We start from the raw sequence: 20259 nt of genomic DNA, 5'->3' as shown, positions 1-20259 counted from the left end.
GGGGACTGCGTGCACAGATACGGCTACAAGTTGGCTGCTCTGGGCTTGGCTGCGGCGATCGTCGGGGTCATCGCGTTGTCGGTCGCGTCTTTCAACCAGGTGTTTGTCACTCGCGTCCCGATCACGGTGATCGCGGAGCGCGCGGGGCTCGTGATGGATCCGGGCGCGCGGGTGAAGATGGCCGGGGTGACCGTGGGCTCGGTGGAGTCCATCACGCCGACTGACTACGCCACCGCGCAACTGTCGTTGTCGATCGATCCCGAAGCGCTCGAGTCGATTCCGTCAAACGTGGATGTGGCGATCACGTCGAACACGGCCTTCGGCGCGAAGTTCGTCAGCCTGTCCTCGCCGGAGCAGCCGAGTAGTGCGCGACTTGCCGCCGGGGCGACGATCGACGCATCCCGGGTGACCGTCGAGCTGAACACGGTGTTCGAGAAACTCACCGCCGTGCTCCGGACGGTGGACCCGGGCAAACTCGATTCGACATTGGGTGCCCTCTCGACTGCTCTGCAAGGACGCGGCGAACGGCTCGGGGTCGCACTCGAACAAGCAGATTCCTCCTTGCTCGAATTCAACACTGCACGTGAGGCTCTCGATCATGTGTTGACTGACCTGCCAGCCGTCACGCAGACCTACCGCGACGCTGTTCTCGACTTGATGGACACCCTCGACTCGCTCACGACTACGGGAACCACTGTTCTCGACGAGCAGCAGAATCTTGATCTCCTCTTGCTCAACGTGATCGGGGTCGCCCGCACCGGAGAAGATGTACTGGGAGCCAACGCCGACGGTATCGACACCGTTCTGTCGTTACTGCGGCCGACCACCGCACTGCTCGAGGAATACTCCCCGGTGATTCCCTGCATGTTCCACGGACTTCAGGAGAGCAAGAAGATCGGCGACGGCGCCTACAACGGACAACCAGGAATCAAGATGTCGATCGGTCTGATCGCCGGAACCGAACCGTACCGATATCCCGACGACCTTCCGAAGGTCGCGGCAACCGGTGGCCCGCAGTGTATGGGCCTTCCACTGCGCGACCCGAACGTCAATGCTCCGTACCTGGTGACCGACACCGGGGTGAATCCGTTTGCGCCCGAGCGTCAGCCGAATGGTGGGCAACCGATGAACACGGTCCCGGATCTGATGAGCTACCTGTTCGGGACGGAGATCCGATGAAAGTTCGTGGGTACACCGTCAAGTTCGGAATTTTTGTTCTGGTGATGATCCTCGTCAACGCCGGGCTGATCCTCGTGTTCGGCCAGATGCGAGGTGGCGACGCGAGGTCGTACTCGGCGGAGTTCGTCAACGCCTCCGGGCTCAGAGCCGGCGACAAGGTGCGCATCGCCGGTGTGCCGGTCGGTTCTGTCGGCTCCGTCGAATTCGGTGGGAATCACCGTGCCCACGTGAGTTTCAGTGTGGATACGGGTGACACCGTGACCGTATCGACCAGAGCCGCTGTTCGATATCAGGATCTGGTGGGTAATCGATACCTCGAATTGCTCGACGATCCGGGGATCGCGGAACCGCAACCGGAGGGCGAGAGCATCCCCGTCGATCGCACCGCACCGGCACTCGACCTCGATGCGCTACTCGGTGGTTTCAAGCCGCTGTTTCAAGCCCTGGACCCGGAGCAGGTCAACGCGTTGTCGATGTCCTTGCTCGAGGTGTTTCAAGGCCAGTCCGGAACTGTGGCATCGGTGCTGGCGCACACCGGATCGATTACGAACACTCTCGCAGACCGCGACCAACTGATCGGTCGAGTGATCGGCAACCTCGACGGTGTGCTCAGCGAATTTCGCAGCCGCGGTGGTCAGTTCAGTGACACTCTCGATCACCTACAACAGCTGGTCAGCGGGCTCGCGGCGGACCGGGAGATGATCGGGACTGCCGTCGAGAGTGTGAACACCGCATCAGGCACCTTCGCCGATCTCCTCGCCGGAGTTCGCCCGGACATCGCGGGAAACCTGTCGAAGCTGGACGCAAGCCTGAATCCGCTGATCGAGCAACAGAGTGAGCTCGATCGGATTCTCGCGTCCATGCCCTCGAACTACAAGCAGCTGATCCGAGTCGGCTCGTACGGGTCGTTCTTCAACTTCTATCTGTGCGGAATCGCACTGAAGGTCGACGGTGCCGACGGTACGCCGCTCACTGTCGACCTGGTGGATCAGACGACCGGAAGGTGCGCACCACGATGAGAGAGATGGCACAGAGCCAGGCCGTACGCGTGGGGGTCGTGGGATTGGTCGTCACGGCCGCCGTCGTATTGGCATCGCTCCAGTATCAGAATCTGCAGTTCCTGAAATCGGGTGTCGGGTACAGCGCGGTGTTCGCCGACGCCAGCGGTCTCGCGCCGGGAGACGAAGTCAACGCCGCCGGAGTGAAGATCGGAACGGTGGATCGGATCGAGGTCGAGCACGGACTCGCGCGCGTGGATTTCACACTGGAAGGCTCGATCGGTTTGGGAGAAAGCACATCGGCGGCCGTCACCACGATGTCGTTGCTCGGCAAGCGAGCGGTATCGCTCGATCTGGACGGTCCGGGAAGGATCGCGGTCGGCGGTGAGATCCCGGTCGAGCGAACAAGATCGGCGTACTCGCTGCCCGACGTGCTCGGTGACCTCACCACGACGGTCGAGGACATCGATCTCGACCAACTCTCCGAATCGCTCGACGCAGTGGGGCAGGTGATGTCCGACAGTGCGCCGAACCTGAGGCCGGCGCTGGACGGTGTCGCACGGATCTCCGAGAGCGTCAATAGACGCGACGACATGTTGCGCACCTTGCTGTCCGATGCAAACGACGTCGCCGGGACGCTGGCCGAGCGTGGACCACAGGTCAACGCGCTACTCGTCGACGGCAACGCCTTGTTGGGAGAACTGGATCGGCGACAGGCGGCGCTGGGGGAAGTGATCACGAACATCTCGGCGTTGTCGACCCAGCTGAGCGGACTCGTCCACGACAACGAGGCGCAATTGCAGCCGGTCCTCGGCAAACTCGACACGGTTGTCGGAATTCTGCAGAACAACAAGGACAACCTTTCTCAGGGAATCGACGGTCTCGGTACGTACGTGGGCACGCTCGGTGACACCGTGGCCAGCGGCCCCTTCTACTACGCCTACGTTCAGAACCTGGTGCCGGCGCAATACACCCAACCGTTGATCAACGCGATGTTCGGGCTACCACCTGCGCCGCTACCGATTCCGGAGGTTCGATGATGGGTGCCTTACGAGTTCGCAAACCGGTGAACTGGCGTCGAATCGCCGTCGTTGGTGGAAGCGTCATCGGTGCGGCGATCGTCGTCGTGTCGGGATACCTTGCGGTGCAACATCTGCGCTACTACAACGTGACGGCCTACTTCACCTCGACGACCGGTCTGTATGTCGGTGACGACGTTCGTGTCGTGGGAGTCGACGTCGGCCGCGTCACCGCGATCGCCCCACAGGGAGATCGAATGCGCGTCGAACTGAAATTGGCGCGCGAGGTTCCCGTCGCCGAGGACGCGAAAGCGGTGATCGTTGCCCAGTCGCTGGTCTCGGCCCGCTTCGTGCAGTTGACGCCGGCGGTGACGGACGGCGCCGACGCACTGAATGACGGTGCGGAGATCCCACTCGACAGAACGGCCGTCCCGGTCGAGTGGGACCAGATCAAGGAACAGCTGGGCCGGGCTGCCGATGCTTTGGGTCCCGTCGGGGACGATCGCGGTCCCGCCGCCAACTTCCTCGACGGTGCCGGATCCGCACTGGTCGGCAACGGGCAAGCGCTGGGGCGCTCGGTGACCGAACTCTCGGAGGCTATGAGCACACTCGACGAAGGCGGAGCCGATCTGTTCGGCACCATCCGCGGCCTGCAGACCTTCACGACCGCACTCGCCGCAAGCGACGAACAGATCGTTCAGTTCCAAGGACGACTGGCAAATGTCTCGAGTGTGCTCGCCGAGAGCCGGACGCAATTGGCTCCGGCTCTCGCCGATCTGGACGCCGCCGTCGTCGACGTACAGCGGTTCGTCGAACAGAACCGAACCGGCTTGACGGAGCAGATCGCGAAGTTGGCCGACGTGTCCCAGGTACTGGTCGACAAGCGCGCAGGCCTCGAGAAGGTACTGCATCTGGCTCCGACAGCGTTGTCGAACTACTACAACGTCTACCGGCCGGCCCAAGGAGCGATGGTGGGTGTGCCCGCATTCCAGAACGTCGGCAACCCGATCGACTTGATCTGCGGCGGAATCGCCGGCCTGGCCAACGACACCTCGAAGAAGGGCGCGGATTTGTGCATCGAATACCTCGGCCCGTTGCTCAACACGATCAAGGCCAACTACCCGGACCTGAGCATCAATCCGACCCGGGCGCTCGGCGCTCTTCCGGACCAACTGGTGTACAGCGAGCCTGATCTGGAACCGACTGGCGCCTTGGGCTTTCCGACGGTACCGGTGGCGTCTGATCTGACCGGCTTGCTCATGCCGTCGACAGGATCACGATGACTGGCCGCCGGTGGGGAACAGTGTGTGTGGCGGCGAGCGCCGTGCTCGTTCTGACGGGTTGTCAATGGAGCGGGCTGAATTCGGTGTCGCTGCCGGGCGCGGCCGGCCGCGGTGAGGGAAGTTTCTCGGTCGTGATCGAGATGCCGGACGTCACGTCGATCAGTCCCAACTCTCCGGTCATGGTCAACGACGTGACAGTCGGAAGTATCAGTGCGATCGAGACCGACAACTGGCACGCACGAGTGACGGTTGCGCTCGACGGCTCGGTGTCGCTGCCCGCCAACGCGACTGCCAAGATCGGCCAAACCAGTCTGCTCGGGTCCAAACACGTTGCGCTTGCGCCGCCTACCGATGTTGCGCCGGAAGGGCGGTTGTCGGAGGGATCGGTGATCCCCCTCGCGTCGGCCGGCGTCTATCCCACCACCGAGGAAGCGTTGACGGCACTGTCATTGGTCCTCAACGGCGGCGGGCTCGCTCAGATTCACAGCATCACCACGGAGCTGAACACGGCGCTCGGCGGACGGACCGACGCGGCGCGCGACCTGCTGAGTCAGATGGATACCGTGACCGAAACACTCGACCGCCAACGTGATGCGATGGTCACGACCATGGAGAATCTCGACGTCTTCGCCGGTGAAATCACGGCCCAGAGAGATGTTCTCGGTCAGGCCTTGGAGATGCTCGATCCTGCCTTGGCGGAACTGAGCGCCCAGCGCGTGAGCCTGACCACCGCGCTCGATGCGGTCGGTAGGTTCGGGGACATCGGGACCGATCTGGTCGATCGGACCCGCGACGATCTGAAAGCCAATTTGAGCTCCTTGGAATCGACGCTGCAGAAGGTGGTCGAAACGGGGCCGGACCTGATCAACAATTTGGGCAACCTGAGTACCTTTCCCTTCCCTCAGACGACCATCGACGACGGAATGCGCGGCGATTACACCAATCTGTGGGCGCTGATCGACCTCACGAGTAATCGTCTCCAGTCGGGGCTCGGCTTCGGCACTCCGTTCGGGGCGCCGCAAACCCCCGTGGAGAACGGAGTACTGGTCGATCCCTTGACCGCCCCACTCGGCACAGGGCAGCCCGGCCCACCTGGCACAGCGCAACCCGCCCAGGGAGGTGGACGATGATTCTCACGAAGTTGGTGCGAAGGCAATTGACGATCTTCGCGATCCTGGCGGTGATGGGCATGAGCGCAGCGGCTATCTCGTACCTGAGAGTTCCGACCATGCTCGGCATCGGGCGCTACTCGGTGACAGTCGAACTGCCGGACGCCGGCGGCCTGTATCGGAACGCGAACGTGACCTATCGCGGCGACACCATCGGTCAGGTCAGGTCGGTGCGTCTGTCTCCGGGAGTGGTACGCGCCGAATTATCTTTGGAGAGTGCGGTTCCCGTTCCCTCCAGCGGGCTCGCAGTAGCGGTGCGAAGCGTGTCGGCCATTGGCGAGCAATACGTCGACATGCAACCGAGCACCGCGGACGGACCGTTTCTGACCGACGGAGACGTGATCGGCCCCGACGCTGTCACGATCCCGACCGAGATCGGACCGGTCCTCGATCAGGCGCAGGCGATGCTCGCATCCGTACCGCAGGACAAGTTGCGATCGGTGATCGACGAGTCCGCGGCAGCTTTCGGAGGCAGGGGAGAGGATCTGGCTCGTCTGCTGGATTCGACCACTTCGTTCGTCGATCAGATGTCCGCTGCCACAACGCCGGCTACGACGCTCGTACAGCAGTTGGATCCGCTCCTGCAGACACAGGTGGTGACGGGCGATCAGATTCGCCGGTGGGCGTCCAGTGTCGCTCAACTCAGTGGACAGTTGGAGGTCGCCGACGGGTCCGTGCGCAATATCCTCGAGACCGGACCGGGCCTTGCGACCGAGGCCGACTTGCTGTTTCAAGGCCTCAAACCCACTTTGCCTGTGCTGCTTGCCAATTTCACCAGCACCGCTCAGGTGGCTTTGACGTACAACGCCGGGTTGGAGCAGGTGCTCGTCATCTTGCCGCCACTGGTCGCGGCACAGGAAACCGTCGTACAACGCGGGCAGGTGGACGGCGCCGCGAATGTCAATTTCCATCTCCAAGCGCAGGACCCTGCGGCGTGCTCGACCGGTTACCTTCCGGCCGATCAGCGACGGGACCCGACCCAGATGAGTGTGCCGGACACCCCGGCTGATCTGTACTGCAAAGTGCCACAGAACTCGGTCTTCGCCGTTCGTGGATCTCGGAACATTCCCTGCATGGAGGTACCGGGCAAACGAGCACCGAGCCCGGAGATCTGCCGGAGCCCCGAAGCGTACGTGCCGTCGGGGACCAATGCGCCCGGCGAGTTGTACACCGGGCCTGACGGAGTCGACTATCAACACACGGAGTTGGCTCCGGCTGACTCCGGTCCGGGGGAGGGTGAGCCGTGGCAACAGTTGCTGACGCCGACGAATCGCTGAGAGGTGAGGTGCTGGATCCGGTCGGAGGGAAGCGCGGTGTACTCACTGCCCTGGTCTGGATTGCACTCGCGGCTCTGAGCGTCGTTGTGGTCTTCGGTGCTCTGGCAGTTCGATCCGACCGGGCGCGCGAGACCCAGCGTCAAGACTTCGTCGACGGTGCTGTGCAGGAACCCTTGCTCTGATCGACGTTCACTCTGCCACGCTCGACGAGGATCTCGCGGCGCTGAAGTCGCTGACTACGGGGACTTTTGCAGACGAACTGAAGTCCGGTGAATCTGCGTTCGTCGCGTCCATCCGTGATTTTGCCGTCGATTCCGACGGTCGTGTCGACACCGCAGCCCTGGCATCGGAATCCGGAACCTCGGGGGTGGTACTGATCGCGGCATCGGCTCAGGTCGGCAATTCGGCGGGAGAGTCTTCGGCGCGAACCTACCGTCTTCGCGTCGGTGTCGATGAAGTTGGCGGGCGGATACTGATGTCGAGTGTGGAGTTCGTCCCGTGAAGCGCGTGGTCTTGGCGTTTGCAGTGCTGATCTTGGTGGGAGCCGGCGGGACTCTGCTCTGGAGTCACCACCGTTCGGCAGCCGCCGAAACCGCACGTGCCGAGGTGATCGGTGTGGCGCCGATGCTCGTCGAGAATCTCTTGAGCTACAACAGCGACACGGTGGACGAGGATCTTGCACATGCTGCCGAGGGCGCAAGTGGAACATTTCAGGACCGCTTCGCTGAATTCGGATCGAAAACCGTTGCGCCCCAGTCGAAGGAGCAAGGAATCAGCACGAAGGCGCGAGTAGTCGATGTCGGAGTGCTCTCCGCTGCTGCAGACCGAGCGGAATTGGTCCTGTTCGTCGATCAGATCACGACGAGTATCGCGCGGCCGGCACCAGCGTCGACGTCGAGCTGAGTCGAGGTGACACTCGATCGAGTCGACGGCACATGGCTGGTGAGTGCCATGACCCCCATCTAGTGAAGGTTGTCGCGGCCCGCCATGATCAGCCTGGCAGTGACTTCGAGCCGGTCTGCGATCTGCGAATAGGACTCGTAACCCATGCCGGCTCGGACAAGCGCTCCGGACCAGGAGATTTCGAGTGCTTCGAGTACGTCGGGATCGTATGACGGCCCCAGCGCCTCGATGAGCCGCTCGCGGATGTTCTTGCCGATACGTCCCCGAAGGTGTTCGACGTCGGGATCGTTGCCCATCATCGCCGTGGTCACGGCCGCGGCCAGCTCCGGTTCGTCGGAAACGAGGAGTGCGACGCTTCGAAGGACCGAGCAGACCTGCGCTTCTCGTTCCGCCTCGGGGGAGGGCTCGTGCGGTACCGCGTCGAGTCGGCGCCAGAACAGTTCTGCCACAAGGTGACTCTTGGACGAGAAATAGGTGTACGCCGTAGCCGCGGCGACACCGGCTTCCGCTGCCACCATCCGCACGGTCAGATCCGCAAACCCTTTGTCGCGCAGGACCGTGATCGCTGCCGCGGTCAATCGATCGACGGTTTCGGCTTGCTGCTGTGTGAGCCGTCGACGAGTGGACTCGAACTTGGTCTTACCAGACATGTGTCCAGACACTACGGGATCGGACCCGTGCGAGCAAAGTGTGCGCTATCGCTGCTCGTTCTCGTTCTCGTTCTCGCTCCCGCTCGGCGTCATGTCTCGCTCCCGCTCGGTGGGACAGAATTTCGAACCCCCGCGATCGCTAAGTCCATGTGTTAGAACGATTTCTAGAACATGTTCGGAAACTGTGCCCAGAATCAGAGAGGCTGACGATGACGAAGTGGGACGAGACGTGCGACGTACTCGCTGTGGGATCAGGCGGCGGACTCACCGGCGCGTACACGGCAGCCCGCGAAGGCCTCGACGTCATTGCGATCGAAGCAACCGACAAGTACGGCGGAACAACGGCGTACTCGGGCGGCGGCGGAATGTGGTTCCCGTGCAACGCCGTTCTTCGTCGGGGCGGGGACGACGACACCATCGAGGATGCGCTGGAGTACTACCGATCAGTGGTGGGTGATCGTACGCCCGCCGACGTTCAGGAAGCCTACGTTCGAGGTGGCGCCGGGTTGATCGACTACCTCGAAGAGGACTCGAACTTCGAGTTCCAGATACTGCCGTGGCCCGACTACTTCGGTGAGGAGCCCAAGGCTCGAGCGAGCGGACGGCACATTGTTCCCAAGCCGATGAACGCGAACAAGCTGGGTGCGCTTCGTGATTCGCTTCGTCCGCCGCTGGCGACGGAACGTCTGGGGGAGGAGTTGCCGAAGTACCTCGTCGGCGGCCAGTCGTTGATCGGTCGATTCCTGTTGGCTCTTGCGGAACTCCCGAACGCCACCATGCACCTGAAGACCACTCTCGAGGAACTGGTTGTCGAGGACGGATCGGTCGTCGGCGCGGTCGTCGACCGAGATGGTCGGCGTCGAACCATTCAGGCACGCAGAGGAGTGATCCTCGCCGCCGGTGGATTCGAGCAGAACGAGACCTTGCGGGCCGAATTCGGTGTCCCCGGATCCGCTCTCGACACGATGGGCTGCCCCGGCAACCTCGGGAAGGCACACCAGGCGGCCATCGCCGCGGGCGCCGACACCGACCTCATGGGAGAGGCCTGGTGGTCGCCGGGACTGACCCATCCGGATGGCCGCTCCGCGTTTGCGCTGTGGTTCACCGGCGGAATCTTCGTGGACGACGACGGTCGCCGATTCGTCAACGAATCAGCGCCGTACGACCGCTTGGGTCGCGCCGTCATCGAACACATGCGGGCAGGGAAAGTAACCACGCCGTACTGGATGATCTACGACAACAGCGAAGGCGCAGTGCCGCCGGTGAAGGCGCCCAACGTACCCATGGCACAGACGGAGCAGTATGTGGATGCGGGGTTGTGGAAGAGTGCACAGACACTCGAAGACCTCGCTGCCCAGATCGATGTTCCCGCAGCGGAACTGGTGGAGACCGTGAAGCGATTCAACGCGTTTGCGGCGACTGGCGTCGACACGGACTTCGGTCGAGGAGACACTGCGTACGACCGCGCCTTCTCTGAGGGGGCTTCGCCGCTCGTACCGATCGATCAAGGGCCGTTTCACGCTGCCGCTTTCAGCATCTCCGACCTCGGGACCAAAGGTGGTCTACGGACCGACGCGACCGGGAGGGTGCTCAAAGCCGACGGTACGGCGATTGCCGGGTTGTACGCGGCGGGGAACACGATGGCAGCGGCCAGCGGGACTACGTACCCCGGCGGTGGAAACCCGATCGGAGCGAGCATGCTGTTCAGTCACTTGGCTGCTCTCGACCTCGCGAAGCTGCCGTCTTGATCATCAGTCGCGCGTCTCGGGGATGTGGTCAGGCCTTGCCGAGTCCGGCGGCGATTCCCTTGTCCAGTTGGGTGAGCATTGCTGTACCCAACGACGAAAGCTGGGCGACCTGGCGATCGTCGAGGCCCTCGAAGAGGAGACCTTGAACTGAGGCGACGTGCGGCGGTGCGGCCGCGACCACCTTTGCCATTCCCTCATCGGTGAGCACTGCGTTGGAGCCGCGGCTGCCACGAATGACTTCCCGTTTCACCCAGCCGGCCTTCTCCATCTTCGTGATCACGTGCGAGAGGCGGGACAGGGACGCGTTCGCGCGCTGGGCCAGTACCGACAACTGGAGCTTGTGGTCGGGGGCGTCCGAGAGTGCCGCGAGTACGAAGTATTCGAAGTGTGTGAGTGCCGAATCGCGTTGTAGTTGAGTGTCGAGTGCGGCAGGCAACCGTGTCACGAGAGCGATCAGTGTCAGCCATGCTTCTTGCTGCTCGGCTGTGAGCCACTTCGTCTGAGACTGCGCGTCGGGCTGCGCGGTCGGTTCACTCATCGGTGACTTCTCCTTCGGGTCGAGCATTCTTCGTGCACGGAGCGTGCTTGTGTACAGCGTCTCAGACGCATGTCCAGAAGAATCCTGCGGGGAATAGTTGCGGGACGCAAGTGTTGAGTTCTATATTAGGTTGAATCTTCAACTTACGACGAATGTCTGTCCCGAGGAGTCCGTATGTCCACCACAACCATGCCTGCGCTGTATCTCAGCCACGGTGCTCCGCCGCTGGTGGACAGCGCGTTGTGGGTCGACCAGTTGGGGGCGTGGGCCGGCGATCTTCCGCGGCCGACGGCAATCCTCGTCGTATCGGCGCACTGGGAATCAGCACCGCTGACGATCGGATCGACGACCACGGGCACCCCGCTCATCTACGACTTCGGTGGTTTTCCCGAGAGGTTCTACCGCGCGAAGTACAACTCTCCCGGCGCTCCGGAACTCGCCGCCCAGGTTGCCGCGTTGATGCCGGACAACGAACGCGTGGTTCAGCAGCCGAATCGAGGCCTGGATCACGGTGCCTACGTGCCGCTCACGGTGATGTACCCGGACGCAGACATCCCGGTACTGCAAATTTCGCTGCCAACCCTCAATCCCGAGCGTTTGCTCCATCTCGGACAGCGCCTACGGCCACTCCGTGAGCAAGGTGTACTGATCGTGGGATCCGGATTCACCACGCACGGGCTACCGTTCCTGCGCGATCCGTCACCGGAGGCGCAGGCCCCGGGATGGTCGGCGGAATTCGACGCGTGGGCAGGGGAGAGGTTCGCTGCCGGTGACGTCGATTCCTTGATCGACTTCCGCGCTCAAGCTCCCGGGATGCCGTACGCGCATCCGACCATCGAGCACTTCGCCCCGTTGTTCGTCACGCTCGGTGCGTCATCCGATCCGGAACAGGTGCCCACCCAGGTGATCGACGGATTCTGGATGGGGCTTGCGAAGCGCTCGATTCAGGTCGCCTAGAGATTTCAAATCGCGCAGAGAATCAGGTCGCCCAGGTGGGTCAGCTTCGATTGCGAAGGAACTCGAGCGCCTGGTCGCCGTGGGTGTTGGCGCGTAGTTCACTCGAGATGACTTTGAGGACGGTGCGGTCGGTGTCGATCACGAAGGTCGAGCGTTTGACCGGAGCCAACTTGCCCAGGAGTCCGCGCTTGACGCCGAACTGTTCGGCTACCTTGCCGTCGGTGTCGGCGAGTAGGGGGTAGTCGAAGGATTGTGCGGTGGCAAACGTGGACTGAGCTTCGACCGTATCGGTGCTGATGCCCGCTCGCGAAGCGCCCACCGCGGCGAATTCGCTGCCGAGGTCACGGAAGTGGCACGCCTCGGCGGTGCACACCGGCGTCGAGGCTGCCGGGTAGAAGAAGAGGACCAAGGGTCCGTTCTCGAGCAGGCTCGTCAGCGAGCGCGGAGTCCCGTCCTGGTCGGGCAGTGAGAAATCGGGAGCGAGTTGGCCTGGTTTCATTCGGCCGAGGTTACCCGCGCACGACGGCCACATGGGGGAGCCTGGGATGATGGAGCCATGCACGGCGAGCCCACCTCCATGTCCGCACGGTCATCCGACACCGCGATCGTCGGTGACGCGTCCGATTCCACCACGACCCGGGAGCAGTTCCGAGCTCTCGCAGCTGAGCACCGGGTCGTTCCGGTCACTCGGAAAGTGTTGGCGGACTCCGAAACTCCGCTCTCGGCGTACGAGAAGTTGGCCGGCAATCGTCCCGGCACCTTCTTGCTCGAGTCGGCCGAGAACGGTCGTTCGTGGTCGCGGTGGTCGTTCATCGGCGTCGGGAGTCCGGCTGCACTGACCGTCGTGGACGGAGAGGCGGCCTGGTACGGCAACGTTCCGGCCGGCGCTCCGGCCGGCGGCGACCCGATCGACGCGCTCGGTGCCACCCTCGAGCTGCTTCGTTCGGAGCGGCTGCCCGACCTGCCCCCGCTGACCGGCGGAATGGTCGGATTCCTCGGCTACGACGCGGTGCGGCGCCTCGAGAGATTGGGTGACTCCGCGGTCGACGACCTGCAGATCCCCGAAATGGTCATGCTGCTTGCCGCCGACATCGCCGCAGTCGATCACCACGAAGGGGCGATCACCCTCATTGCCAATGCCGTCAACTGGGACGGCACGGACGAGCGCGTCGACACGGCGTACGACGACGCAGTCGCAAGGTTGGACGCGATGACTCGTGCTCTCGCGGCGCCGGCGAAATCGACGGTGTCGACATTTTCGAAAGCGACTCCGAACTACCGTCGTCAGCGCACCACCGAGAGCTTCGGTGTCGATGTCGACAAGTTGATCGGCGACATCGAAGCGGGCGAGGCATTCCAGGTAGTTCTCTCGCAGCGATTCGAGATCGATTGCACTGCAGCACCGATCGACGTGTACCGGATGCTGCGAGCGTCGAACCCCAGCCCGTACATGTATCTGCTCAACGTGCCGAACGGTGATGGAGAGACGGCGTTTTCGATCGTCGGTTCGAGCCCGGAAGCACTGGTAACCGTCGCCGAGGGCGTCGCGACAACACACCCGATCGCTGGAACCAGATGGCGCGGTGCCACAGAGGAGGACGACATCCTGCTCGAGAAGGACCTCCTCGCCGACGAGAAGGAAAACTCCGAGCACCTCATGCTCGTCGATCTGGGGCGAAACGATCTGGGTCGTGTCTGTCGCCCGGGCACGGTGAAGGTGCACGACTACCGGCACATCGAGCGGTACAGCCACGTGATGCATCTCGTATCGACGGTCACCGGTCATCTGGCCGAGGGAAAGCACGCTCTCGACGCCGTCACCGCATGCTTCCCTGCTGGAACCCTCTCGGGGGCACCCAAGGTCCGAGCGATGCAGCTGATCGAAGAACTGGAACCGACCAGGCGCGGTATCTACGGCGGCATCGTCGGCTACCTCGACTTCGCCGGCGACGCCGACACCGCGATCGCGATCCGAACGGCATTGATCAAGGACGGGATCGGATACGTCCAGGCGGGCGCCGGTGTCGTCGCCGACTCGGATCCGGTCTACGAGGACACCGAGGCCCGCAACAAGGCGATGGCAGTGCTGAGCGCGATTGCGTCGGCGCACACCCTGCGCACCATCGGAGGTGACGATCAGTGAGTGAGAACGAGTCGAGTGCAGCGGAGCCTACAAGCGTTTCTCGTGGCACCGCCGTGCCGAGAACGCTTCTGCTGGCGTTGTCGGCAGCAGCTCTGTGGGGCAGCTCACGAATGACGTGGGTTCATCTGACCTCGAGCGACGGCAAGACGCTGGAGAGGACGACGGATCTCGACGGCAGCACCTGGGCGGCGGCGATGACTCCGCTCGCGCTCGCGCTTCTGGCGGCGATCGCGGCGTCGTTTGCGGTGCGAGGTTGGGCACTTCGGGTAGTCGGACTGTTGGTTGCCCTCGTCGCCGTCGCGGTAGCGGTTCCGGCAGTGCAGTCGTTGGTGTCCGGAGCCTCTGCGGACCGAGCGGTGGAGTTGGCCGAGTTGTCCGGTCACCCGGAAGATCTCTCGACGACTGTTTCGGTACTGCCTGCCTTGCTTGCGTTGGTCGGAGCGGTGGCGGCGCTCGGCGCGGCAGTACTTCTGATGCGCAAACCTCCAGTGCGAGGCGGGTTGTCGTCGAAATACGACAACCCTGCCGCGCGCCGCGAGGCCGCGGCCAAGCTTGGTCAGGGAGACAAACCTGCATCGGACGAGCCTGTGACACAACGGATGTTGTGGGATGCGCTCGACGCCGGAGAGGACCCGACAGCGACTGACGGGGACGACGGAGTTGGGGGAGACAACGGCGCGAAACCGGGGTCGTCCCACTGAGTAAGACTGAACCCTCACCTGCGTGGGTACCCCGACGGAGTAGCAAAATTTCGTCCCACTAGGCTGAGACCACCCTGATGACGTATCTCACATCGGGCTCTTGCCCAGAAAGGATTCGGGCCACGATGACCGTACTCGACTCGATTCTCGACGGGGTGCGCGCTGACGTCGCCGCCCGCGAAGCCGTACTCGACTTCGCTGCAGTCAAGGCTGCTGCGGCCGCTGCACCGCCTGCACTCGATGCTGCAGCAGCACTTCTGGAATCGAGCATCGGCGTCATCGCCGAGGTCAAGCGAGCGAGCCCGTCAAAGGGTGCGTTGGCCGACATTGCCGATCCCGCTGAGCTTGCCGCGGCGTACCAAGCCGGTGGCGCACGCATCATCAGTGTTCTCACCGAAGAGCGCCGTTTTCACGGCTCGTTGGCCGACCTGGACGCAGTCCGTAAAGCGGTCACCATTCCGGTGCTCCGCAAGGACTTCATCGTGGGGCCGTACCAGATTCACGAGGCTCGCGCTCACGGCGCCGACGTCATCTTGCTGATCGTCGCGGCACTCGAGCAGCAGGCGCTCGCCTCGTTGATCGATCGCACCGAATCTCTGGGAATGACTGCCCTCGTCGAGGTGCACACCGAGGAAGAAGCCAACCGCGCGCTCGAAGCCGGCGCCAAGGTGATCGGTGTGAACGCCCGCAATCTCAAGACTCTCGAGGTGGACAAGAACACCTTCGGTCGCATCGCTCCCGGTCTTCCGACCGAGACGATCAAGATTGCCGAGTCCGGTGTTCGCGGAACTGCCGATCTGTTGGCGTACGCCGGGGCGGGCGCCGACGCAGTGCTCGTCGGTGAAGGCCTCGTGACCAGCGGCGACCCTCGCAAGGCCGTCGCAGATCTGGTCAATGCAGGTGCGCACCCGTCCTGCCCCAAACCGTCTCGATAAATCGCTTCACCCGCCCGGCGTGCTTTGATGCACCCGGGCGGTGACCAGCGACACCGTTGGGGCAGACTGGTGGGGTGACTTCACGTACTCAGGAACCAGGCTCCGGTGCAATATTCAAGGGCGGCAATCTGCCGCCGGCCAGCGCGGGACTCACCGAGCGCTCCCACGATCCCGACGCCGGAGGCCATTTCGGCGTCTACGGCGGACGGCATGTGCCGGAAGCCCTCATGGCGGTTATCGACGAAGTCACTGCGGAGTACGAAAAGGCTCGAGCGGACGACACGTTCTTGAACGAACTCGACCGCTTGCAGCGCGATTACACCGGGCGCCCGTCGCCGATTTTCGAGGCAACGCGAATGAGCGAGTTCGCCGGCGGTGCGCGCATCCTTCTCAAGCGTGAAGATCTGAACCACACCGGTTCTCACAAGATCAACAACGTTCTCGGTCAGGTTCTGCTGGCAAAGCGTATGGGCAAGACCCGCATCATCGCCGAGACCGGAGCGGGCCAGCACGGTGTGGCATCGGCCACCGCCTGTGCACTGCTCGGTCTCGAGTGCGTCATCTACATGGGTGCTGTCGACACCGAACGTCAAGCACTGAACGTCGCACGCATGCGCCTGCTCGGCGCGGAGGTCGTTTCGGTCGAGACCGGTTCGCGCACGCTCAAGGACGCGATCAACGAAGCCTTGCGCGACTGGGTTTCCCACGCGGACAACACCTATTACTGCTTCGGTACCGCGGCAGGCCCGCACCCGTTCCCCACCATCGTTCGGGACTTCCAGCGAGTGGTCGGCCTCGAAACACGCGTCCAGGTTCAGGCACTGACCGGCCGCCTGCCCGATGCAGTCACAGCCTGCGTCGGAGGCGGCTCCAACGCAATCGGAATCTTCCACCCGTTCATCGACGATCTGTCGGTACGGCTGGTTGGCTACGAAGCGGCCGGCGACGGTGTCGAAACCGGAAGGCATGCAGCAACGTTCGCCGGCGGTACCCCTGGTGCATTCCAGGGTGCCTACTCCTACCTCCTCCAGGACGAAGACGGTCAGACCATCGAATCGCACTCGATCTCTGCTGGTCTGGACTACCCGGGCGTCGGACCCGAGCACGCTTACCTGAGCGATATCGGGCGTGCGACCTACGAACCCGTCACCGACAGTGAAGCCATGGATGCGCTGCTGCTGCTCTCGCGCCGCGAGGGCATCATCCCGGCCATCGAATCGGCCCACGCCGTCGCCGGCGCACTCCGACTGGGCAAAGAACTCGGTGAGGGCGCGATCATCGTCGTCAATCTCTCCGGTCGCGGTGACAAGGACATGGACACCGCCGCAAGCTGGTTCGGTCTTTTCGACGGCGCCTCAGGTCAGGCAGCCGCTCCGGATGATGCAGCAGACGAGAACGACAACACGGAAGGCTCGGACAAGTGAGCGAACGACCATCACGCCTCGCACCCACCTTTGCCGCCTGCAAGGCTGACAAGCGTGCCGCCCTCGTCGGTTACCTGCCTGCCGGTTATCCGACCGTTCCCGAATCGATCGACGTGTTCAAGGCGATGGTCGACGGTGGCTGCGACATCATCGAAGTCGGTGTCGCGTATTCCGATCCGGTCATGGACGGTCCGACCATCCAGCGTGCAGCCGAAACTGCACTCACCAACGGCGTTCGCCTTCGCGACATCTTCACCGTGATCGAGCAGATCAGTTCGGTCGGCGGCAAGGCCGTCGTGATGACGTACTGGAACCCGGTACTGCAGTACGGCGTCGACAAGTTCGCACGAGACCTCGCTTCCGCCGGCGGGCTCGGACTGATCACCCCCAACCTCATTCCGGAAGAAGCCGGCGCCTGGATGGAAGCATCCGAGGAGCACCACCTCGACCGGATCTTCCTTGTCGCTCCGTCCTCGACGGAAGAACGACTCGCGATGACACTCGATGCGAGTAGTGGATTCATCTACGCGGCCTCGACGATGGGTGTCACCGGCGCTCGCGACTCAGTGTCTTCGATGGCTCCGGAACTGACCGCACGAATCCGCGCGCATTCCGATATTCCCGTCGGCGTCGGATTGGGAGTTCGCTCCGGCGCACAGGCTGCCGAAATCGCGGCATACGCCGATGCCGTCATCGTCGGCTCGGCTCTGGTCTCCGCGGTCGAGAACGGCCTGGGAGCGGTTCGCTCGCTCACCGAAGAACTCGCCGAGGGCGTCCGCTCGGCTACCGTGGCGTCGTGACCTCAACTGTGGACCTGCTGGCCTATATCCCCAGCCCGCCCCAAGGCGTCTGGTACGTCGGACCGGTGGCGCTTCGCGCCTACGCGCTCTTCATCATCCTCGGCATCATCGTCGCGATCGTGTGGGGAGATCGTCGTTGGGTCGCCCGCGGCGGCGAGAAGGGGACCGTTCTCGACATCGCGATCTGGGCCGTTCCCTTCGGTCTGATCGGTGGCAGGCTCTACCACGTTTTGACCGACTGGCCCGCCTATTTCGGCGAGAACGGTCAGCCACTCGACGCACTCAAGGTGTGGCAGGGAGGCCTCGGAATCTGGGGAGCAGTGTTCCTCGGCGGCATCGGTGCGTGGATCGGCTGCCGTCGACGCGGCATTCCGGTGTCCGCGCTCGGTGATGCGATTGCGCCCGGAATCTTGCTCGCGCAGGCCATCGGTCGTATCGGCAACTACTTCAACCAGGAGTTGTACGGTCGCGAGACCACCGTCCCATGGGGCCTCGAGATCTTCGAGCGTGTGAACTCTTCCGGCCAGCTCGATCAACTGGCAGGTGTCTCCAACGGAGAAGTCATTCGGGTCGTTCACCCGACGTTCCTCTACGAAGCTGTGTGGAACGTCCTGATCGTGATCCTGCTGGTCCTCGTCGACCGCCGATTCAAGATCGGCCACGGACGCCTGTTTGCTCTGTACGTCGCGGGCTATTGCCTGGGCCGGTTCGTCGTCGAACTGATGCGCGACGATTTCGCCTACGAGATCGCCGGCATTCGCGTCAACACATTCACTTCGGGGATCGTGTTCTTCGCCGCACTGGCTTACTTCTTCCTGGCGAAGAAGGGTCGTGAGGATCCGGCTGATTTGAAGTCGAAGGACTACGTCGCTGCGGTAGCTGCCGGCGAAGCAGGAGTCGCGGCGCCAGTTACCGAAACTGATTCGGCGAAGGCCGACGCGAAAGTCGCCGACGCTGAAGATTCTGAATCCGATGCTGCTGAATCCGCTTCCAGTGAGGCAAGCGCCTCCACGGCAGCGTCGGATGAGTCGTCGGACGCGGTGAAGCTGTCGAAGAAAGACAAGCCGTGACAGGTCCCTATTCGCAGGGGGGATTCCCCGAGGATCAGGGACCGGTCTACGGCGCGCCCAATCCGTACGGATATCAGCAGCCATTGCCGCCTCCATCGATGTACGGGTTCGGAGATCCCTACGCCCCGTACGGTCGGCACCCGGTAACCGGGGAACCGTATTCCGACAAGTCGAAGGCCACCGCTGGACTGTTGCAGATCTTGCTGGGCTTCTTCGGAATCTGTGGAGTCGGGCGCCTCTATATCGGAAGTGTCGGCATCGGATTGTGCCAACTGCTCGGCATGTTCTTCGCGCTGTTCATGTCGGCGTTCCTCATCGGAATTCCATTTGCGATCGGAATCTGGATCTGGGCGTTCGTCGACGGCATCGTGATACTTTCGGGCAATGCGCGGGACGGTGCTCGCCGGCCATTGCGAGGATGAGTCGCGAGCGCGAACCGAGGAAACATGTGTGGGGGACTGGCCTCGAGAAGGTCGAACCTTCTCGAAGTCCGATAACAAAAGCTATTACGTACCGTCGTCGAATCGAAGGAAAGTACGTTGCCTAACTTGAACAAGAATCCGGAACCTTCCGAGTCGGGGGACTCGTCTGGATCACAGCCGCCGGTTCCACCGCAGTTCGGGTCGCCGTTCGACTACGACGCGACGGCGGATGCGTCGTTGACGGAAACCTCGGCACCCACCGAAAAGACGCCGTCGACGGAGACCACCGGCACCGGTCCAGGCTGGGACACGTATTCGGGAGTCGGAAACGGTCCGGGGTGGGGAAACCACCCCATCTACCCGCCGCCGACCGGAACCGAATCGACCACAGCGTTTCCCGCTGCCGATTCTGATTCCACCCCGAATCAGCCCACAGCGCCGTACACGTCGCAGGAAAGCTACGCCGCCCAGAACTATCCGGCGACCGACTATCCGGCGCCGGACTACTCGAGCCCGACCCAAACCCCGACGGACGGTCCCGTCTACGGTGCACCGGCAGATCAGACTCCGAATCCCTACGCGGCTCCGCCGCAGGGCTACCCCCAGCCGGGATACGCACAGCCGGGATACTCACAGCCGGGTTACGGTCAGCCTCAGGGGTACCCACAAGCTCAGGGTTATCCTCAGCCTGGCTACGGCCTGGTCGACCCGTCCGCACCATACGGACGTGACCCGATGACCGGTGAACCGTACTCGGACAAGTCGAAGACGACTGCCGGATTGCTGGGCATTCTGCTCGGCGGATTCGGTGCAGGACGTTTTTATCTCAACCAGCCCGGCATGGCTGTCGCACAGATCGCGGTCACTTGGTTGACGTGTGGAATCGGTGGCATCTGGCCGCTCATCGACGGAATCATGATGTTGACCGGCAGTGTGCGCGATCAGTACAACCGCCCTTTGCGTAGCTGATCGAAACGACCCTCGGCAAGTGTGACCCCCTGATGCCTCCGTATCAGGGGGTCACCGTTTTGCTCTCGCGACCT

Annotated in this window: 21 protein-coding genes; 18 read left to right on the top strand and 3 right to left on the bottom strand. The window is 63.0% G+C overall.

Annotated elements, in window-relative coordinates; genetic code table 11:
• Window positions 1-9: 9 nt before the first annotated feature.
• The 8 genes from ACVZUB_RS16385 to ACVZUB_RS16350 all read left to right on the top strand — a co-directional run bounded on the left by ACVZUB_RS16385 (window position 10) and on the right by ACVZUB_RS16350 (window position 7828).
• Window positions 10-1179 (top strand): MCE family protein, encoded by a 1170-nt coding sequence (locus tag ACVZUB_RS16385; RefSeq protein WP_050656506.1) that lies wholly within the window; start codon window positions 10-12, stop codon window positions 1177-1179.
• The gene (locus ACVZUB_RS16380; RefSeq protein ID WP_482627531.1) at window positions 1176-2198 is read left to right on the top strand and encodes an MCE family protein; all 1023 of its coding nucleotides are present in this window, start codon (window positions 1176-1178) and stop codon (window positions 2196-2198) included. Before ACVZUB_RS16385 ends, ACVZUB_RS16380 begins: the two co-directional genes overlap by 4 nt.
• Window positions 2195-3217 (top strand): MCE family protein, encoded by a 1023-nt coding sequence (locus ACVZUB_RS16375; RefSeq protein WP_234552479.1) that lies wholly within the window; start codon window positions 2195-2197, stop codon window positions 3215-3217. The genes ACVZUB_RS16380 and ACVZUB_RS16375 overlap by 4 nt, the downstream gene beginning before the upstream one ends.
• Window positions 3217-4479: an MCE family protein gene (locus ACVZUB_RS16370; RefSeq protein ID WP_217017140.1), complete on the top strand. Its 1263-nt coding sequence runs from the start codon at window positions 3217-3219 to the stop codon at window positions 4477-4479. Before ACVZUB_RS16375 ends, ACVZUB_RS16370 begins: the two co-directional genes overlap by 1 nt.
• A complete protein-coding gene (locus ACVZUB_RS16365; RefSeq protein WP_193777213.1) occupies window positions 4476-5609 on the top strand; it encodes an MCE family protein in 1134 nt (377 codons plus the stop codon). The genes ACVZUB_RS16370 and ACVZUB_RS16365 overlap by 4 nt, the downstream gene beginning before the upstream one ends.
• Window positions 5606-6925: an MCE family protein gene (locus tag ACVZUB_RS16360; protein ID WP_217017136.1), complete on the top strand. Its 1320-nt coding sequence runs from the start codon at window positions 5606-5608 to the stop codon at window positions 6923-6925. Before ACVZUB_RS16365 ends, ACVZUB_RS16360 begins: the two co-directional genes overlap by 4 nt.
• A complete protein-coding gene (locus tag ACVZUB_RS16355; RefSeq protein ID WP_482627530.1) occupies window positions 6892-7107 on the top strand; it encodes a hypothetical protein in 216 nt (71 codons plus the stop codon). Before ACVZUB_RS16360 ends, ACVZUB_RS16355 begins: the two co-directional genes overlap by 34 nt.
• A gap of 316 nt (window positions 7108-7423) precedes the next feature.
• Window positions 7424-7828: a hypothetical protein gene (locus ACVZUB_RS16350; protein WP_482627529.1), complete on the top strand. Its 405-nt coding sequence runs from the start codon at window positions 7424-7426 to the stop codon at window positions 7826-7828.
• 59 nt (window positions 7829-7887) lie between these two features.
• On the opposite strand, the gene ACVZUB_RS16345 is transcribed toward ACVZUB_RS16350, so the two are convergent.
• Window positions 7888-8478, bottom strand: coding sequence for a TetR/AcrR family transcriptional regulator (locus ACVZUB_RS16345; RefSeq protein WP_003943994.1), 591 nt, complete (start codon window positions 8476-8478; stop codon window positions 7888-7890).
• Window positions 8479-8687: 209 nt separating this feature from the next.
• Here ACVZUB_RS16345 and ACVZUB_RS16340 point away from each other — a divergent pair, with 209 nt between their 5' ends.
• A complete protein-coding gene (locus ACVZUB_RS16340) occupies window positions 8688-10226 on the top strand; it encodes an FAD-binding protein (RefSeq protein WP_482627528.1) in 1539 nt (512 codons plus the stop codon).
• A gap of 28 nt (window positions 10227-10254) precedes the next feature.
• Here the strand turns inward: ACVZUB_RS16340 and ACVZUB_RS16335 are convergent, their stop codons facing one another.
• Window positions 10255-10764, bottom strand: coding sequence for a MarR family winged helix-turn-helix transcriptional regulator (locus tag ACVZUB_RS16335; RefSeq protein WP_030536759.1), 510 nt, complete (start codon window positions 10762-10764; stop codon window positions 10255-10257).
• Window positions 10765-10938: 174 nt separating this feature from the next.
• On the opposite strand from ACVZUB_RS16335, the gene ACVZUB_RS16330 reads away from it, so the two are divergent.
• On the top strand, window positions 10939-11721 hold the full coding sequence (locus ACVZUB_RS16330; protein WP_482627527.1) for a dioxygenase family protein: 783 nt from the start codon (window positions 10939-10941) through the stop codon (window positions 11719-11721).
• A gap of 40 nt (window positions 11722-11761) precedes the next feature.
• Here ACVZUB_RS16330 and ACVZUB_RS16325 read toward each other — a convergent pair whose 3' ends face one another.
• Window positions 11762-12220 carry a peroxiredoxin gene (locus tag ACVZUB_RS16325; RefSeq protein WP_007728696.1) on the bottom strand — a complete coding sequence of 153 codons (459 nt, stop codon included), beginning with the start codon at window positions 12218-12220 and terminating at the stop codon, window positions 11762-11764.
• 57 nt (window positions 12221-12277) lie between these two features.
• Between ACVZUB_RS16325 and ACVZUB_RS16320 the strand changes: the two genes are divergently transcribed.
• The 8 genes from ACVZUB_RS16320 (at window position 12278) to ACVZUB_RS16285 (ending at window position 20185) form a co-directional block, all read left to right on the top strand.
• Window positions 12278-13864, top strand: coding sequence for an anthranilate synthase component I (locus ACVZUB_RS16320; RefSeq protein WP_058227001.1), 1587 nt, complete (start codon window positions 12278-12280; stop codon window positions 13862-13864).
• On the top strand, window positions 13861-14565 hold the full coding sequence (locus ACVZUB_RS16315) for a TIGR02234 family membrane protein (protein ID WP_482627526.1): 705 nt from the start codon (window positions 13861-13863) through the stop codon (window positions 14563-14565). Before ACVZUB_RS16320 ends, ACVZUB_RS16315 begins: the two co-directional genes overlap by 4 nt.
• Before the next feature lie 125 nt (window positions 14566-14690).
• Window positions 14691-15500 carry an indole-3-glycerol phosphate synthase TrpC gene (gene trpC, locus ACVZUB_RS16310; RefSeq protein WP_003944016.1) on the top strand — a complete coding sequence of 270 codons (810 nt, stop codon included), beginning with the start codon at window positions 14691-14693 and terminating at the stop codon, window positions 15498-15500.
• A gap of 74 nt (window positions 15501-15574) precedes the next feature.
• Entirely contained in the window at window positions 15575-16924 is a 1350-nt protein-coding gene (gene trpB / locus ACVZUB_RS16305; protein WP_007728699.1) for a tryptophan synthase subunit beta, read from the top strand.
• The gene (trpA, locus tag ACVZUB_RS16300; protein ID WP_341514357.1) at window positions 16921-17724 is read left to right on the top strand and encodes a tryptophan synthase subunit alpha; all 804 of its coding nucleotides are present in this window, start codon (window positions 16921-16923) and stop codon (window positions 17722-17724) included. Before trpB ends, trpA begins: the two co-directional genes overlap by 4 nt.
• The gene (lgt, locus tag ACVZUB_RS16295) at window positions 17721-18794 is read left to right on the top strand and encodes a prolipoprotein diacylglyceryl transferase (protein ID WP_180279703.1); all 1074 of its coding nucleotides are present in this window, start codon (window positions 17721-17723) and stop codon (window positions 18792-18794) included. The genes trpA and lgt overlap by 4 nt, the downstream gene beginning before the upstream one ends.
• Window positions 18791-19216 (top strand): TM2 domain-containing protein, encoded by a 426-nt coding sequence (locus ACVZUB_RS16290; protein ID WP_030536756.1) that lies wholly within the window; start codon window positions 18791-18793, stop codon window positions 19214-19216. The genes lgt and ACVZUB_RS16290 overlap by 4 nt, the downstream gene beginning before the upstream one ends.
• Window positions 19217-19342: 126 nt before the next feature.
• On the top strand, window positions 19343-20185 hold the full coding sequence (locus ACVZUB_RS16285) for an NINE protein (protein WP_341514477.1): 843 nt from the start codon (window positions 19343-19345) through the stop codon (window positions 20183-20185).
• Window positions 20186-20259: the final 74 nt, after the last annotated feature.

It is taken from the genome of Rhodococcus sp. OS5 (assembly GCF_056837585.1).
This window is presented reverse-complemented; position numbering and strand designations above follow the sequence as displayed.